At 68.2% G+C, this 14,892-nt stretch carries 19 protein-coding genes; 13 read left to right on the top strand and 6 right to left on the bottom strand.

The window, feature by feature from the left end:
• Positions 1-16: 16 nt before the first annotated feature.
• A complete protein-coding gene (locus tag ABD343_RS22865; RefSeq protein WP_344531156.1) occupies positions 17-928 on the top strand; it encodes an alpha/beta hydrolase family protein in 912 nt (303 codons plus the stop codon).
• Positions 929-1,069: 141 nt separating this feature from the next.
• On the top strand, positions 1,070-1,924 hold the full coding sequence (locus tag ABD343_RS22860) for a CPBP family intramembrane glutamic endopeptidase (protein WP_344531154.1): 855 nt from the start codon (positions 1,070-1,072) through the stop codon (positions 1,922-1,924).
• On the opposite strand, the gene ABD343_RS22855 is transcribed toward ABD343_RS22860, so the two are convergent.
• Together ABD343_RS22855 and ABD343_RS22850 are read right to left on the bottom strand one after the other, a co-directional pair.
• Positions 1,895-2,767: a DUF72 domain-containing protein gene (locus tag ABD343_RS22855; protein WP_344531152.1), complete on the bottom strand. Its 873-nt coding sequence runs from the start codon at positions 2,765-2,767 to the stop codon at positions 1,895-1,897. The two genes, ABD343_RS22860 and ABD343_RS22855, sit on opposite strands and share 30 nt — an antisense overlap.
• A 46-nt stretch (positions 2,768-2,813) precedes the next feature.
• On the bottom strand, positions 2,814-3,002 hold the full coding sequence (locus ABD343_RS22850) for a hypothetical protein (protein WP_344531150.1): 189 nt from the start codon (positions 3,000-3,002) through the stop codon (positions 2,814-2,816).
• Between the two features lie 337 nt (positions 3,003-3,339).
• On the opposite strand from ABD343_RS22850, the gene ABD343_RS22845 reads away from it, so the two are divergent.
• From ABD343_RS22845 to ABD343_RS22835, 3 genes are all read left to right on the top strand, one after another.
• Positions 3,340-3,816: a DinB family protein gene (locus ABD343_RS22845; protein WP_344531148.1), complete on the top strand. Its 477-nt coding sequence runs from the start codon at positions 3,340-3,342 to the stop codon at positions 3,814-3,816.
• Positions 3,817-3,987: 171 nt separating this feature from the next.
• Positions 3,988-6,036 (top strand): WD40 repeat domain-containing serine/threonine protein kinase, encoded by a 2,049-nt coding sequence (locus tag ABD343_RS22840; protein WP_344531146.1) that lies wholly within the window; start codon positions 3,988-3,990, stop codon positions 6,034-6,036.
• A 456-nt stretch (positions 6,037-6,492) separates the two neighbouring features.
• The gene (locus tag ABD343_RS22835; RefSeq protein WP_344531144.1) at positions 6,493-7,446 is read left to right on the top strand and encodes a hypothetical protein; all 954 of its coding nucleotides are present in this window, start codon (positions 6,493-6,495) and stop codon (positions 7,444-7,446) included.
• An 80-nt stretch (positions 7,447-7,526) separates the two neighbouring features.
• Here ABD343_RS22835 and ABD343_RS22830 read toward each other — a convergent pair whose 3' ends face one another.
• From ABD343_RS22830 to ABD343_RS22815, 4 genes are all read right to left on the bottom strand, one after another.
• Positions 7,527-8,654, bottom strand: coding sequence for a hypothetical protein (locus tag ABD343_RS22830; protein WP_344531143.1), 1,128 nt, complete (start codon positions 8,652-8,654; stop codon positions 7,527-7,529).
• A gap of 499 nt (positions 8,655-9,153) precedes the next feature.
• Complete coding sequence (locus ABD343_RS22825) at positions 9,154-9,444, bottom strand: hypothetical protein (protein WP_344531141.1); 291 nt, start codon at positions 9,442-9,444, stop codon at positions 9,154-9,156.
• Positions 9,444-9,869, bottom strand: a complete 426-nt coding sequence (locus tag ABD343_RS22820) for an ATP-binding protein (RefSeq protein ID WP_344531139.1) — start codon at positions 9,867-9,869, stop codon at positions 9,444-9,446. The genes ABD343_RS22825 and ABD343_RS22820 overlap by 1 nt, the downstream gene beginning before the upstream one ends.
• Positions 9,870-9,914: 45 nt before the next feature.
• Complete coding sequence (locus ABD343_RS22815) at positions 9,915-10,322, bottom strand: NUDIX hydrolase (RefSeq protein ID WP_344531137.1); 408 nt, start codon at positions 10,320-10,322, stop codon at positions 9,915-9,917.
• A gap of 114 nt (positions 10,323-10,436) precedes the next feature.
• On the opposite strand from ABD343_RS22815, the gene ABD343_RS22810 reads away from it, so the two are divergent.
• From ABD343_RS22810 to ABD343_RS22775, 8 genes are all read left to right on the top strand, one after another.
• Positions 10,437-11,225 (top strand): GntR family transcriptional regulator, encoded by a 789-nt coding sequence (locus tag ABD343_RS22810; RefSeq protein ID WP_344531135.1) that lies wholly within the window; start codon positions 10,437-10,439, stop codon positions 11,223-11,225.
• 202 nt (positions 11,226-11,427) lie between these two features.
• Entirely contained in the window at positions 11,428-11,778 is a 351-nt protein-coding gene (locus ABD343_RS22805) for an SCO3933 family regulatory protein (protein WP_344531134.1), read from the top strand.
• Positions 11,779-11,780: 2 nt separating this feature from the next.
• Positions 11,781-13,157: an FtsK/SpoIIIE domain-containing protein gene (locus tag ABD343_RS22800; RefSeq protein ID WP_344531132.1), complete on the top strand. Its 1,377-nt coding sequence runs from the start codon at positions 11,781-11,783 to the stop codon at positions 13,155-13,157.
• A gap of 88 nt (positions 13,158-13,245) precedes the next feature.
• Positions 13,246-13,875, top strand: a complete 630-nt coding sequence (locus tag ABD343_RS22795; RefSeq protein WP_344531130.1) for a DUF2637 domain-containing protein — start codon at positions 13,246-13,248, stop codon at positions 13,873-13,875.
• A 19-nt stretch (positions 13,876-13,894) separates the two neighbouring features.
• On the top strand, positions 13,895-14,080 hold the full coding sequence (locus tag ABD343_RS22790; protein WP_344531128.1) for a hypothetical protein: 186 nt from the start codon (positions 13,895-13,897) through the stop codon (positions 14,078-14,080).
• Positions 14,080-14,271, top strand: a complete 192-nt coding sequence (locus ABD343_RS22785) for a mobile element transfer protein (protein WP_344531126.1) — start codon at positions 14,080-14,082, stop codon at positions 14,269-14,271. The genes ABD343_RS22790 and ABD343_RS22785 overlap by 1 nt, the downstream gene beginning before the upstream one ends.
• Before the next feature lie 22 nt (positions 14,272-14,293).
• Positions 14,294-14,488, top strand: a complete 195-nt coding sequence (locus ABD343_RS22780; RefSeq protein ID WP_030885715.1) for a hypothetical protein — start codon at positions 14,294-14,296, stop codon at positions 14,486-14,488.
• 17 nt (positions 14,489-14,505) lie between these two features.
• Positions 14,506-14,778 (top strand): SpdD protein, encoded by a 273-nt coding sequence (locus ABD343_RS22775; protein WP_425578252.1) that lies wholly within the window; start codon positions 14,506-14,508, stop codon positions 14,776-14,778.
• The last annotated feature ends 114 nt before the right edge of the window (positions 14,779-14,892 follow it).

Raw genomic sequence — 14,892 nt, 5'->3', positions numbered from 1 at the left:
GGGCCGGAGTGGCGGTGTGCGGGACGTCGACATGACCGTCGTCGCGGACGACGGCGTCCCCCTGGCCGGCACCCTCACCCTCCCGCCGGGCTCCGGCCCCCACCCCGCCGTCGTCCTGCTGCACGGCTCCGGCCCGCTGGACCGCGAGGGCAACACCCCGAAGGTCCGCGTCGGCCTGGCCACGCCGCTCGCCGAGGCGCTCGCGGCGGAGGGAATCGCCACGCTCCGTTACGACCGCCGCGGCGTCGGCGGCACTCCGGGCGACTGGCGGGCGGCGGGCTTCGTCGACAACCGGCTCGACGGCGCCGCCGCCGTCCGCTCCCTCGCCGCCCGCCCCGACATCCGCGCGGACGCGGTCGCCGTCGTCGGCCACAGTGAGGGCGCGGTCCACGCGATGGCGCTCGGCGCCCGGCCGGACGTCTCCGCCGTGGTGCTCCTCGCCGGGTACGCGTGCCGTGGCGAGGACGCCTTCCGCTGGCAGGCCCGTTCGATCCTCGGCAGCCTCCCCGCGCCCGTACGCCTGCTGCGCCCCGCGTTCCGCGTGTTCGGCAGGCGCCAGCTCCGCCGCTTCGCGGCCGGTACGACGGACGTCTCGCGCGTCGCCGGGATCCCGGTGAACGCCCGCTGGACGCGCGAGATGCTCCGCCACGACACCCGTACGGACCTGGCCGCGCTGCGCGTGCCCGTTCTCGCGCTCACCGGCGAGAAGGATCTCCAGATCGACCCCGGTCACCTGGAGACGATCCGCCGCCTGGTGCCCGAGCCCGGCGGGGCCGAGGCCCACCGGATCCCGGACCTCACCCACGTACTGCGCCGCGACCCCGGGCGCCCCTCGATGTCCGCGTACCGCCGCCTGCTGCGCGAGCCGGTCGACCCCGAGGTGCTGACGCGGGTCACGGACTGGCTGGCAGCCCGGCTCGACAACTAGGGGCGCGAACGGCGACGGGGGACGAGTGGGGACGAGGGGACGCCCGTAACGGGCACTTGGCATGCCCCTGCCATCAAGCCCGCACCCGCACCCGCACCCGCACGCCCGTACACACACCACGCAAAGGACAAGACAAAAGACATGGCTACAGCGAACGCCCGCAGCGGCGGCCTCGTCCTCTTCATGACGGTCAGCTTCGCGACGAGCTGGGCCGCCTGGTTCCTCGCGATGAACCTCGACGGCTCGGCGACGGAGCCGCCCGCGATCGGCCCGTACGTGTTCGGCGCGTTCGGCCCGCTGATCGGCGCGCTCGTCGTCCGGATACGGCGCCGCCGGCGCGGCGAACCGCTTCCGGAGCACGTCGTCCGTTTCCGCCCGGCGACCCTGCTCTGGGCGCCGTTCCTGCTGGCGCTGGCGGCGGCGAGCGTCGTGGGCGCGGCGTTCCTGGCGCACGCGCTGGGCGGCCCGGGCGTCGATCTCTCGGAGGCGGACGGCCTGTTCGAGAAGGCGGGCGGCGCGGCACCGTTCTTCGTGAGCATGCTGGTGACGGGCCCGCTGTCGGAGGAGGCGGGCTGGCGCGGCACCGCGTACCCGAGGATGCGCGCGTCGATGGGCCGCTTCACCGTCGGCCTGGTGCTGGGCGCCATCTGGCTGGTGTGGCACCTGCCGCTCTTCTTCATCGACGGCACCGTCCAGAACAAGCTCGGCATCGACACCCTCAGCGGCGCCCTCTTCGCCGCGAGCGTCCTCCCGATGGCCATGCTGACCGGCTACGCGTACGAACGCGCGGGCGTCGCCGCCTCGATCGCCGTCCACTTCGCCGCGAACACGACCATGGTCCTGCTCGGCGTCGAGGAACCGGTGACGCAGGCCTCCATCATGGGCGTCCAGCTCCTGCTGGTCCTGGCCCTCCTGGCCCTTCCGGGGACCCGGCGCAAGCCCGCCGCCCCGTCCGCGGACCCGTCGTCACACCCCCTGGCCCACACAGGGGCGTGAGGCGCCGAGCAGCCGCTCCATGGTCTCGGCGGCGCGTACGGCCGCGTCGCCGCAACAGTTGTTGAACAGGACGTGCACCCGCTCCGTACGCTCGCCGAGGGCGCGCAACCTCGGCACCCACTCCGCGAGTTCCCCGCCCCCGTACGCGTAGCGGAACCGCTCCTCCTTGCTCCCCCGCCCCCAGGAGGCGCTGCGCCCGTGGAACCGTACGACGGACAGCCGCGGCGAGGTCACGTACGTGACGGGCGGCACGGAGGACGGCAGCGTACGGGCCATGTCGACGCCGACGGCCGACATCCCGTACCCCGCGAGCAGCGCCCGCGTCGCCTCCGCCTGCCCCTCCCTCCACCACCCCGGATCCCGGAACTCCACCGCGAGGGGCCACCCCTCGCCCCGCCGCGCGACGCCCTCCAGGAAACGCTCGGCCCGCGCCCCGGGCCGGAACCACGGCGGGAACTGGAACAGCACGCACCCCAGCCGCCCGCCCGCGGCGAGCGGCCGGATCCCCGCCACGAACCGTCCCCACACCTCGTCCAGCACCCCGGGGTCGCCCGCGTCGGCCGGCACCCCGTCCGGCATGACGCCGGACCGCGTCGGATGCCCGGTCAGCAACGAGAACGCCTTCACGTCGAAGACGAACCCCTCCGGCGTCCGCTCCACCCACAATTGGCTGTTCCGCTCCCTCGGCAGCGCGTAATACGTGGAATCGACCTCGACGACGGGAAACCGCGACGCGTAATACCGCAACCGACCCTCGGGTCCCCGCCGCCCCGGGGGATACCACCCGCTCCGCACCAGCATCGGATCGGCCCACGAACACGTCCCCACCAGAATCCGGCCCATACGGCGCGGAGTACCCCGCGATTCCGCCCTGACGACCGGTCGGGCCCTACCTCTTCAGCGCCCGGTACCGCTTGAGCAGAACGGCGATACGCGCGCTGTCGGCGTCCCCGTTCAACTCGGCGAGCAGCTCATCGGGGCACAGCTCGTACAAGTCACCCCACCACCGCCGACCCCGGTTGTCCCAGATCCGGTAACCGCCCGGCACGCCCCGAGCCACATACCGCCGCCTGCTCAAGCCCTCCTCCTCTTCCGGGTCCTCTTCCGGTTTCCCTTCCGGCGCTCCGAGAATTCCCCTAACAGCGCGGTGACCCCACCGCACAGAGCGCTCGCGTACCAGCTCATCGGCTCCCCGATACCTTTGCCGAGGGACCAGAACATGAGGGTGCCGCCCGACCAGGCAACGGCCCACACCAAACCATCGGAATCCCTTAAGTCCCGCAACTCCAAGGCAACATCACCCACTCTCACTCCCACTCCCACTCCCACTCCCGTCCCCACCCCCGCCCGAGCCCCGACCCCCTGGGAGGCCTGGCATCGCCATGATGGACGACGACTCGCGTACACGCCCCTCCATGGAAGCCGACGACCGTACGTCGCTGACCTCGTTCCTGGACTGCCAACGGGCCACCCTGGCCCTGAAGTGCCGAGGCCTGACCGCCGGCCAACTGAGGTCGAGGGCGGTCCCGCCCTCGACCCTCACCCTCCTGGGCCTGGTCCGCCACGCGGCCTCCGTCGAACGAAGCTGGTTCCGCTTCGTCCTGAACGCCGAGGACGTCCCGACCCTGTGGACGGGCGAAGCCGGGGGCGCACAGGCCGACTTCGACGTCGAGAACGCCGACGTCGACGAGGCCTTCGCCGCCTGGCAAGAGGAGTGCGCCCGCTCCCGCGCCGTCGCCTCCTCCTTCGCCTCCCTCGACGACACCGTCACCTGCGCCGGCGCGACCATCTCCCTCCGCTTCGTCCTCACCCACATGATCGAGGAATACGCCCGCCACAACGGCCACGCCGACCTTCTCCGCGAATCCCTGGACGGCACGGTCGGCGAATGACCGGAGCGTCCGGAAGAGGGCGGATCGTGCCTCTGCAAGCCCCTGGTGACCGCCCTGGAGGGCAGGGTGCGGGCACGCGGAGGACTTGAGCACCCGCCCCGGTAGGGTGCGCTGCAGCGCACCTCCGGGGGGTGCTTGTGTCCGTTGCGTCGGGAGGGCTCGGGAGGGGCCATGCAAGCTGGTGCGGTGCTGGCCGGGCGCTACCGGCTGGAGGCGCTGATCGGGCGCGGCGGCATGGGCGAGGTCTGGCGGGCCGTCGAACTGGGGCCCGGCTCGCGACCGGTGGCGATCAAGGTCTTGCCGATGTCGACCGCCGCGGAGGCCGACGGGGTGAAGCGCTTCCGTCGCGAGGCGGAGATCGCCATGAGCCTGGACCACCCCGGCATCACCGCGGTGTTCGGTATCGAGGAGCACCGGGACGAGGCCGACGGGCAGCAGTCGCTCTTCCTCGTCATGGAGTTGATGCACGGACGCGACCTGGCCACCGTTCTCGCCGAACAGCAGCCGGACGCCGCGGGCCTGCCGATCGACCGGGTGACCTCGTGGGCGGTCCAGACCCTCGACGCCCTCGCCGCCGCCCACCGACAGGGCGTCGTACACCGGGACATCAAGCCCGCCAACCTCTACCTTCTCGACGGCGGCACCATCAAGGTCTGCGACTTCGGCATCGCCCGCCTCGCCGACGCCACCAAGATCACTGCGACCGGGGCCCTCGCGGGCACCCCCCTGTACATGGCGCCCGAGCAGATCAACGGCGGCACCGTCGACCACCGCACCGACCTGTACGCGCTGGGCTGCGTGCTCTACGAGCTCCTGACCGGTACCCCGTGGGTCAACCGCGAGCCCGGTATGGGCGCGATCCTCTACCAGCACCTCAACGACGCGCCCGCGCCGCCGAGTTCGCGCCGCAGCGGCATACCGGCCGAACTGGACGCCCTCGTCCTGGCCTTCCTGGACAAGGACCCCGCCGACCGCCCGAACGACGCACACGACGCGGCGGCACGCCTCCGCTTCCACGCCGCCGGAACCGTTCACGCGCCGGGCCCACGGCCGTCGCCGCCCCCGAACCCCCCGGCGGCACAGCCGAACCAGAATCCGAACCCGAGCCCGCCGCCCTCCTCCTCCGGCCCCTCCCCGTCCCGCCGCAGCCTCCTCCTCGGCGGCCTGGGCGCCGCGGTGCTGGTCGGCGGCGGCGCCACGGCGGCCGTGCTGGCGAACGACGACCCGGGCAACGGCGGAAAGCGCGGGGGGAGTGCCGCCCCGAGCGCCACCCCGAGGGCCGCTCCCACCTACGGCACCGCCGAGCACGTCAAGAAGCTCCGCCCCTCCCGCGGCCACCATTTCAGCAGCCCCGCGGTCGCCTTCGCGCCCGACGGAAAGAAGGCGGTCACCGCCTTCGACCGCATCCGGCAGTGGGACACCGACCACGCCATCGGCCGCCGCACCGGGTCCTACGCCGTGAACATCGGCGGATCCGACTTCTTCGTCGACGTCGCCTTCAGCCCCGACGGCAAAACCTTCGCGGCCGGATGCAGTTCGGGGACCGCGTATCTGTGGAGAGAAACCACCGGCCGGTCCACCGCCGTCCCCCTCCGCGGACACACCGCGGACGTCAACGCGATCGCCTTCAGCCCGGACGGCAAGACCCTCGCCACCGCCTCCGACGACAAGACCACCCGCCTCTGGGACCTCGCGAGCCGCCGTACCACCGCCGTCCTCAAGGGCCATACCGAGATGGTCCAGTCCGTCGCCTTCAGTCCTGACGGCAAGACCGTGGCCACCGGCAGCAAGGACGGCACCGCGCGCCTGTGGGACGCGTCCACCCACCGCCCGATCGCCACCCTGCACGCCACCGACGACCAGAACGTCACCGCACTCGGCTTCACCCCCGACGGCAAGAGCCTGGTCACCGGGTCGACCACGGTGGACGTCTGGAACACGAAAACCCGGCGACGGATCCGCACGATCGGCGGCGGGGCCTACTCCGTCGACAACGTCGCCGTGTCGCACGACGGCACGACCGTCGCCATCGTCTCCTCCAGCGGCTCGGACATGTCGCTGTACTCCGTCGCCAACGGCGAGAACGTCGGCACGGTCCCCCCGTCCCCGAAGGCCGACAGCAACGTGAAGCACGAATCGGTGGCGTTCAGCCCGACCGGCCGCATGCTGATGACGAGCGACAGCGACGGCACAACCGACCTCTGGAAGTTCCGAGGGTGACCCCCTCGTTCCGGCCGTCCGGACAATACTGAAGCCCCAGATCTCAGACCTGAGGCTTCTGCACTGAGCGGGCGACGGGAATCGAACCCGCGCTCTGAGCTTGGGAATCACAGTCGCTGTAGAGCCGGTTGAGGCGTTGGCCCATGCGGTAGGCATCCGCGCCTCGCGGAGCGGCCTCCTCGACGGACCACTGTTGACCGTGGTTCACCAGGGCTACGGGCACGGATCGGGCACGGGTGTGGCCACTGCGAATCTCAGGATCAGGGCGGGTCGGCGTACGCCTGCGTCCCCGTGATTCTCTGCTTGATCTGGCGTGGGGCAGACCCTCTGACCGCGACCTCGCTGTGGTCGTGACTGAGTCAGATGCCGTACTTGGTACAGCATCGCCCATCTTCGGGCTCGTCGGTGCATACTGTCATGACTCGGCCAGAAGGTATTCGTTAGAGAGGCATCCCAGTGTCCTTTAAGCGCCGCACATTGATGCAGCTTGCAGACTTAATTTGCGGTAATTTCCCACACGAGCAAAGCTTTTTTGTTTATCGAAGCAGTAGATTTCTCACCGAATTCTTCGCCGATGTCGAGACGAACTACGAGCACGATGGAACAACACGCCAATACTGGGTAGCGGATACATTGCAGAAGATCCTTGAGGAACCTGATTCGACCCCAAGTTCTCTTCCAGGAACTTTCGCCCGCGTTATAGATAGGCTCATGGAACCGGCCGACGCTCTTAATGAAGACGAGGCGCGCACCGGCGCCTTGGCGCAACTAAATTCTTGCCTACTCAGGGAAGGTTTCGAAGCGTTCTATGCGCATGACAGAAAATGCTATCTCCGTCACGTAGCTACCAACACCGTTGCGGCATCCCAGCCTAACCCGCACCGTCCCTTCTCTGCTGCGGAAATGGAACGACGTGAGCAACTACTTGTCTATCTTCAGGCATGCACGGAAGACGAGCTAATCGAAGAAGTTCTGTTGCCGCTATTTCGACAGCTTGGATTCCATCGAATTACGGCGGCTGGACACAAAGATAAATCCTTGGAGTATGGTAAAGATGTCTGGATGAAGTACGTCTTGCCGACGCGACATGTGTTGTACTTTGGAATACAGGCCAAAAAAGGAAAGCTTGATTCATCTGGCATGAGCAAGAGTGGAAATGCGAACGTTGCAGAGATCCTCAATCAAGTTCTCATGATGCTTGGTCATGAAATCTTTGATCCAGAGATCGGGAAGCGGGTTCTTGTCGACCATGCATTTATTGTGGCAGGAGGAGAAATAACTAAGCAAGCGCGAAACTGGCTGGGCAATAAGTTGGACGCTTCCCGGAGAAGTCAGATTCTATTCATGGACAGGGAGGATATTTTGAATCTTTTCGTGGTTACCACATTGCCGCTCCCCGGCGCAGTGTAACCGGCTAGCCGAGCTGCGAACGAAATTCCATTCTGAATCTGACACCTGGTACCGAAGTATCTCCATTGGGGTACTCTCCACTAGTGCTCGGAGTCTGGTATAAGACCCAAGTATGCAAGCTGAAAGTAGCGTGCAAGGTCGTGAGCATGCTCCCCTTCAAACGCAATCGTCTTCGAGTCAAAAGGAAGGAACCCGGCAGGCAGCATAGAAATAACTTGACCTTCATCGCCCATTTCGAAATATGGAATCCCGGGCAATGCTTGAGGCGATAGCTTTGTAGCAGCCCAAGGGTTGATAAAGAGAACCAATCCTTCGGAGAAATTCTCCCTTTCTTCTGGTGCTCGATCTCCCACCACGTATCCAAACTTCTGTGCTTCAGACGCATTCGGGGCCGGATCATATGCGGAACCTAGTCGGCAAAGCGCAACGTCGTGAGGCCCGTACCCAAACTCAGTTCCTATGCGGTTGAACATAGCTACTGTGTGGGCGTTGCTGAATAGAACGCCGGATAGATTCGCAGCTTCCGGGCGCTTGAACAAGCCGCTCGGAATTTCCTTATCTCTCCAGAGATGTGTCTTTATGGTTTCCCTGGTAACCGTAATATTTCCTGATTCATCGTGCCCCAAAATATCCCGATGGCCGTACAAGTACTCGGCCACCAAGTGCATTTTATGTAGCTGTGCGTGCTGGTCATGAAAGGCGCCTACAGCAATCACAAAAGGAGTTCCCTGTACGTGAGGCTTCTCCCAATAAGCGCGGTCAGAGGCATCACGGTGCTCCAGTTTTCGCCTCAACGCCTTCCCGAGTTGGAATACAAAAGCTCGGTTGGCCTCTGGCATATCTTCTGGGAGTATTGGGATACATGCAGGATCGTTCTCCTCTTTTATTCCCTGAGGCGGGTTAGTGGTTGTGACCTCAATGGCAACGGGATTTTCCTCGTGAGTTACGAAATCGGGTGCTGGGTGATCCCTGTCAGGGGTGATTCCTTGCTCGTGAAGGTATGCAAAAAGAGCTAGCTCGAATACGCGCGGCGAGAATCCATTAGACTGGAACTCCCGAATGAAATTCTTGTCTGTGTCATGGAAATACCCAAAAACTTCGTTCATCAGTCGACGTGCGGCAGTGTGTTCTTTATCCGACCTAATTTGCTGAAAGGAGCTATGCATCTTCTCTTCGGGAATTTTGGGGGCGAATATGTCGCGTTCCATGAGCTCATTGTGCTCCTGTAGGGCTTGGTCGGCCATAGCAGCGTTGGTAGCGAGCTCGGGACGGCGAATCTCCGCGCCTAGCCTGCCGAGGTCGGGTTTGACGAAGTGCTGACCGGTGGAGGTGCTTCCGGACCAGAGGTCGGTGGAGCGGCTTTGGGCTGGAGCTGCTTTGGCGCGAGAGATCAGGGGGCCTTACGCTCGCCAGCGGATCGGGCAGCCTCTGCCTGCCCGCGTAGTGCCCGATCGGCCCCCTGATCTTCGAGGCTCGCGCCAAAGTGGCTGCCTAAAGCCGTGGAGCCGACCGCCCCAGCCACGACGTACCCCTTCTCTGGCCTCAAGTCCCCGCTGCCTGCGGTCGCGCGGGGCGGCGGGGGCGTGCCGGAGCGGGGCGGAGACAGGAGCGGCGGCGCGGGCCCGCCGGGCCGCGCGCGGCCCGCGTGAGCGGGCCGCCTTGAAGTCGTAGAGAAAGTTGTTACGCACGCGCCTCGTGGGCCCGTGGTCAGGTGATGGGGCTGATCGTCCAAGTCGCCGCCGTGGTGCGCTGCTTGAGGGTGAGCGTGTGGGGATTGCCCTCTTCCAGGTCGCGGGCCGCTGTCGGCTGGCCGTCGTCGAGCCAGGCGCGGGCCTGTCTGTAGGGCTCCTCGTCCAGGGTGATGGCGATCATCATGAGGCTGATGCGGACCCAGCGCAGGGCCTCGCGAGGGCTGTGGGCGTCATAGGCGCCGAGTCGGTGTTCGTTGACGTAGCACTCGCAGTAGTAGAGCCGGGCCGCGTGCTGCTGGGTGGTCATCACGGCCGCCTTCCCTCGTCGGCCTCTCCCGCCATCTCAACCGTGACCGTGCGGCCGTAGTCGTCGCCGCTCACTTCCACGCGGCTTGCCAGTGCGATCACCAGGCCCAAGCCGCGGCCGTTGGTGTCGTCTCCGTCCGGGGTCTCGACGTGCGGCTTCGTCTCGCCCCCGCCGGTGTCCGTGACCGCCAGGACCAGGGCGCCGGATGAGCGGTGCAGGGAGACGTGGAAGCTGCCGTTCGGGCTGCCGCTGGCCGAGTGCAGCAGGGCGTTGGAGCCCAGCTCGCTCACGATCAGGGCGGCGTCATCCGCGTACGGGGTGCCGCTGAGGACGTCGCGAGTCCATCGGCGTACGCGGCCGACTTCTTCGGGGAGGCCGGGACAGGTGAGTTCCCAGATCCGCACTGTGCTCGTATACTCGTGCATACAAGTTCCTTTGTGCTGGTGGCCGCTATGGGTAGTAGGTCAGTGCTAGATGAGTTTCACGCCGTCGTGGGCACGGATGGCCGGAGGGGCCGCCGCGTCGAGGGCGTCCAGGACGCGGATCGCGTACGCCTCGTCCGCCAGTTCCGCGACCTCGTCGCGGGTGGCCCAGCGCAGGGCGTACGTCTCGGGCCCGGTCGTCGGAGTACCGTCCACCGCTTCACAGCGGAAGACGAGCGAGACGATCAGACCCGTCATGTTCTTGTAGACACCGGTCAGGGTCGCCGGAAGTTCGATCTTGATGCCCGTCTCTTCCAGCACCTCGCGCTGGAGGGCCTCCGGGAGGGTCTCGCTGGGTTCTACGACGCCGCCCGGCGGTTCCCACTGGCCGTTGTCGCGGCGCTGGATGAGCAGCGCGCGGCCCGCGTCGTCCACGATGACGCCAGCGACGCTCACGGAATGGGGGCGCTCTACGGTGCTCACGTTCCTGGGTCCCCTCAGATGGCTAGGCTTCTCCACCGTAGCAACGACACTCAGCATCTCGTCTAGATATCCAAAGGAGTACCCGTTATGGCAGCACTCCCGTCCGGCGTCCTCGGTGACCTCGACCCGACCAGTGATCGTGCGGTCTTCCGGCAGATCGCCGACCAGATCCGCGAGGCCATCGACCGGGGCCGCTTCAAGGAGGGCGCCAAGCTCCCGTCGGAATCGGAACTGGTCGAGCACTTCGGGGTCTCCCGGATGACCGTCCGCAACGCGCTCTCCATCCTCCAGAGCGAGGGCCTCGTCTCCTCCGAACACGGCAAGGGCGTCTTCGTGCGGCCCCGGCCTCCGGTGCGGCGGCTGGCCTCGGACCGCTTCGCGCGCCGTCACCGCGAACAGGGGAAGTCGGCGTTCACGGTCGAGGCGGAAGCCGCGGGGAGCAAGCCCGAGGTGGACAGCCTGGAAGTGCGGGAGGAGAAGCCAGCGCCGGACATCTCCGCTCGGCTCGGCTCGCCCCGCAAGGTCCTCGCCCGGCGCCGCCGGTATCTGCTGGACGGGCGCCCGGTCGAGGCGGCCGTCTCCTACCTGCCGCTGGACCTGGCGCGCGGTACGCAGATCGCCGAACCCAACCCCGGCCCCGGCGGCATCTACGCCCGACTGGAGGAGCTGGGTCATCGGCTCGATCACTTCGATGAAGAGGTACGTGCCCGGATGCCTTCCCCTTCTGAGGTCAAGATGCTGCGGCTGTCCTCCGGCGTGCCCGTCATCAGTCTCATCCGCACCGCCTACGACACCGACGGGCGTGCGGTAGAGGTCTGCGACACGGTGATGGCCGCCGACGCGTACGTGCTCGCCTACCAACTGCCTGCCAACTGAGGGGTCGTGGGGCTGGCAGCGGTGTGCCGGGGCGTTCCTCGCGGACTCGTACACGCCGACACCCTTACTCGTATAGACGAGTAGCTAAGAGGTGTGGCACAGTATCCGCATCCCCAAAGAAGCGCGCCGGGGTGTCATTGCACGTCTTGTCTAGACGAGTAGCTGTGATGGGGCCCCGGCGAACGACCCGAGGAGAACGACTGTGCGCACCATCCGTATCGACACCTCCGCCGCAACCGTCCTGCTCACCGAGGTACCGGAGCCCAAGGTCCGGGACCGGCAGACGGGCGAGATCGCCAAGGACGCGGTGAGCGGCGAGTCCCTGATGAAGGTCGGCGTCGTCTACATCGATGAGGGAGAGTCCGCGCTCATCCACGTCACCGTTCCGGAGAGCGGCGTCACGGAAGGGCTGACGCTGGGAGCTCCCGTCTCGCTGCCGGGACTGGTCGCCCGGCCGTGGGAGTCGGTGTTCAACGGGCAGCAGCGGCACGGCATCGCCTACCGGGCCGCCGCCGTCGCCCCGGGCGCCGTTCCGGCGGGCGTGGGGGCCTGACCGTGTCCGAGCTGACGACGCTGATGGAGGTGGGTGGTCCGGTCGCCGCGTTCGGTGGCGGGGCCGCCTACCTCCGGGCCCGGCATCCGGCGGTGTACTGGTCCACCCTCGGGCTCCCGCTGGCCGCCGCGCGGCTGCTGGGCACGTACAGGTCGGTCATGGAGTCCTGCGGGCTGACCGTCCCGCCGTCCCGCTGGCGGGCTCTGGCCGTGCACGCTGCGACCAGGCAGGAAGTACGGCCCGTGCCTCCTCGGCGTGGACTGCTGCGGCCCACCTCGACCGGTATGCGGGTGCGGCTCCGGCTCGCTCCGGGGCAGGAGCCCGCCGACGTCGCCGCCTCGGCGGAACGTCTGCGGCACGCCTGGGGCGTACACGCCGCCTACGTCGAGCCCATAAAGCCCGGTGTGGTCGAACTGCGGCTCGTCGGCTTCGATGTGCTGCGGCGGGTACGGATGCCGCGCAAGACCAGGGGCGGGCTGCTGCGGGTGCCGGTGGCGCTGCGGGAGGACGCGACCGCGTTCGTACGGGACTACCGCGCCGTCCCTCACGAACTCGTCCTCGGCGCCACGCTGTCGGGCAAGTCGATGTACCTGCGACATCTGATCGCCGGGCTCGCCGAACAGCCGGTCGCGCTGGTCGGGATCGACTGCAAGCGGGGCGTCGAGCTGGCGCCCTTCGCCGCCCGGCTCTCCGCGCTGGCGACCGATCCGGGGCAGGCTGCGGAGTTGCTGCCGGTGCTGGTGAGGGAGATGGAGGAGCGGTACGACCTGATCCGCGCTCGGCAGGGCATCGCCTCCTCGACGCCGGATGAGGAGATCACCTCGGACGTGTGGGGCCTGCCGGAGGACGAACGGCCTGTGCCTGTGGTCCTGGTCGTGGATGAGGTCGCCGAACTCTTCCTCGTGGCCACGAAGAAGGACGAGGAACGGCGCGACGAGATGGTCACTCAACTCATCCGCCTCGCCCAGCTCGGGCGGGCCGCCGGGATCTACCTGGAGGTCTGCGGGCAACGCTTCGGGGCCGAGCTGGGCAAGGGCGCGACCATGCTGCGCGCCCAGCTCTCCGGCCGCGTCTGCCACCGCGTCAACGATGAGCCCTCCGCGAAGATGGCCCTGGGCGACATCGCCCCGGAAGCGGTCGGTGCCGCCTGCACCATCGCGCCCGAACGTCCCGGCCTCGCCGTCGTCGGCGATACCTCCGGCGGCTGGTCCCGCATCCGTACGCCGTACCTGTCGCTGGCCGATGCCGCCGCCCGTTGCCAGGAAGCCGCGCACCTGGTGCCCGAGCTGCCCGCGCTCACGCCCTTCCGGCCCGTTGTTCCGGCGCGGCCCGTGGACCGTCCGGGGCCGCTCGTGAAGCCGCTGCCCGTGACCGACTGACCTGCCCCTCTTCCCCGATTCGGCCGGCGCGTCCGCCTCGCGCCAGCTCCCTACCCCGTCATGCCCGAACCCCGGAAGGAGACCGCCCGTGCGTGCCCAACTCGGCCGCGTAGACGCGGTGCTCGTCCAAGCGGTCATCGCCGCCGCGCTGTCCTTCGCGCACCTTCACGACCTGGCCTCGGCCGCCGGACAGGACGGCTGGAAGGCGTGGGCCTACCCCGTATCCGTGGACCTGCTGATGGTCGCCGCCTGGCGCCGTCTGCGGTCGGGGCGGGACAAGGCGGCGGCCTGGTGCTGGTTCCTCGTCGCCCTCGCCGCCTCGCTCGGCGCCAACATCGCCACCGCCGGACTCCTCGACCTGGCCGACGTCCCCGACTGGCTCCGCATCCTCGTCGCCGGATGGCCCGCCCTCGCCTTCCTCGGCGGAACGCTCCTCGCCCACACCGCCAGGGAGCCAACCCCGGTGGTGGAAGAGGAGCACACCGAAGACGAAGCAGCTCCGGCCCCGGCCTCTGCTCCTGCCCAGTCCGAGCAGCCGCCGGAGGTTCCCGCGCCCGCGCCCACCGCTCCTGTCCCGGCCGCGCTGGTCGAGCACGCCCGCAAGGTCGCCGACGCGCACCGCGCCCGTACCGGCTCACCCATCGACCCGGACACCCTCCGCGCCCGCCTCGGTGTACCCGCCCCGCTCGCCGCACAGATCGCCGCGCAACTCACCTGACCGAACCGGAGGACCCGCCATGCCCGGACGTACCCCCGACGCCTTCGACTTCCTCGACGCGGCCCACGAGATGGCCGCCAACGGCCGCCCCACCCTGGCCCGGCTCCTCGCCGAAGAGGCCGCCGCCCTCACCACCGATCCGGAGGAAGCCACGCGCATCCTGGACGACTTCCCCGGCGGCTCCCTGCGACTGAAGGACTGCTGATGCCCGCGAACCGCCGCTTCCGCGCCGTGACCCGTATCGGCCCGGTCCAGATCGGCACCGCCTACGACGCCCGTGGCCGCGAGAAGCACACCGCCGCCTGTACGGCCCCGCGCTGCGGCTTCTCCGCCGACTACGACTCACGCGCCGCCGCCGAGCTGGCCGCCCGCACCCACCGCTGCCCCGTCCGCTGACCGCCCGAAGGAGACCGCGCTCGTGTCCGTGAACCTGCCCCTGGTCGTCGTCCTGGGCCTGATCGTCTGGGGCGCTGTGAAGTTCCTCGGCGTCCGCGTCTGGCTCGTCGTCGTGATCGCGCTCTTCGGCTTCTACCTCGCCGACACCTTCCTCGCCCCCGCCATCGACAACGGCACCCGCAACGGCGTCGAGACCGTCAACGGCACCCACGACTGAGAGGAGACCGAACCATGCTGCTCCAACCGAAACTGCCCACCACCCCGCACGCCCCGGCCGCACCGACACAAACCCACGAACCGGCGGCCTGCACCTGCCAGCACACGGCGCCGCCCCCGGCTCCCCGCCGAACGCTGCCGTCCGTGAGCACGGGCGCCGTGGCTCTCGTCCTGGTCGGCGGCGTCGTCGCCACCGCGCTCCTGGCGGCCGTCGCCGTCTCGGCGATCTCCGTAGCGGTCGCGGCCGCCGTCCTGCGCTCGCTCTTCAACAACCAGCAGCGCAACCGCTGAACGGCTCCCGGGGCGGCCCGACACCGCCAAGTATCCGCCGCCCCGGCAGCCCACCACCTTCCCGACTGACAAGCCTGAGAAGGAGTACAGCCATCTTCACCCGCAAAGCCCCGG

Origin of the sequence: Streptomyces albiaxialis, from assembly GCF_039530985.1 — a bacterium.
In the GTDB taxonomy this organism is placed as follows: domain Bacteria; phylum Actinomycetota; class Actinomycetes; order Streptomycetales; family Streptomycetaceae; genus Streptomyces; species Streptomyces albiaxialis.
Note: the sequence above shows the minus strand (reverse complement) of the source record. Positions and strands in the feature narration are given on the sequence as shown.

Coding starts and splice junctions, on each gene's coding strand:
- ABD343_RS22820 (WP_344531139.1), bottom strand. CDS start 9,869: ATGCACGAGTATACGAGCACAGTGCGGATCTGGGAACTCACCTGTCCC.
- ABD343_RS22785 (WP_344531126.1), top strand. CDS start 14,080: ATGCCCGCGAACCGCCGCTTCCGCGCCGTGACCCGTATCGGCCCGGTC.
- ABD343_RS22790 (WP_344531128.1), top strand. CDS start 13,895: ATGCCCGGACGTACCCCCGACGCCTTCGACTTCCTCGACGCGGCCCAC.
- ABD343_RS22845 (WP_344531148.1), top strand. CDS start 3,340: ATGGAAGCCGACGACCGTACGTCGCTGACCTCGTTCCTGGACTGCCAA.
- ABD343_RS22840 (WP_344531146.1), top strand. CDS start 3,988: ATGCAAGCTGGTGCGGTGCTGGCCGGGCGCTACCGGCTGGAGGCGCTG.
- ABD343_RS22855 (WP_344531152.1), bottom strand. CDS start 2,767: ATGGGCCGGATTCTGGTGGGGACGTGTTCGTGGGCCGATCCGATGCTG.
- ABD343_RS22825 (WP_344531141.1), bottom strand. CDS start 9,444: ATGACCACCCAGCAGCACGCGGCCCGGCTCTACTACTGCGAGTGCTAC.
- ABD343_RS22860 (WP_344531154.1), top strand. CDS start 1,070: ATGGCTACAGCGAACGCCCGCAGCGGCGGCCTCGTCCTCTTCATGACG.
- ABD343_RS22810 (WP_344531135.1), top strand. CDS start 10,437: ATGGCAGCACTCCCGTCCGGCGTCCTCGGTGACCTCGACCCGACCAGT.
- ABD343_RS22830 (WP_344531143.1), bottom strand. CDS start 8,654: ATGGAACGCGACATATTCGCCCCCAAAATTCCCGAAGAGAAGATGCAT.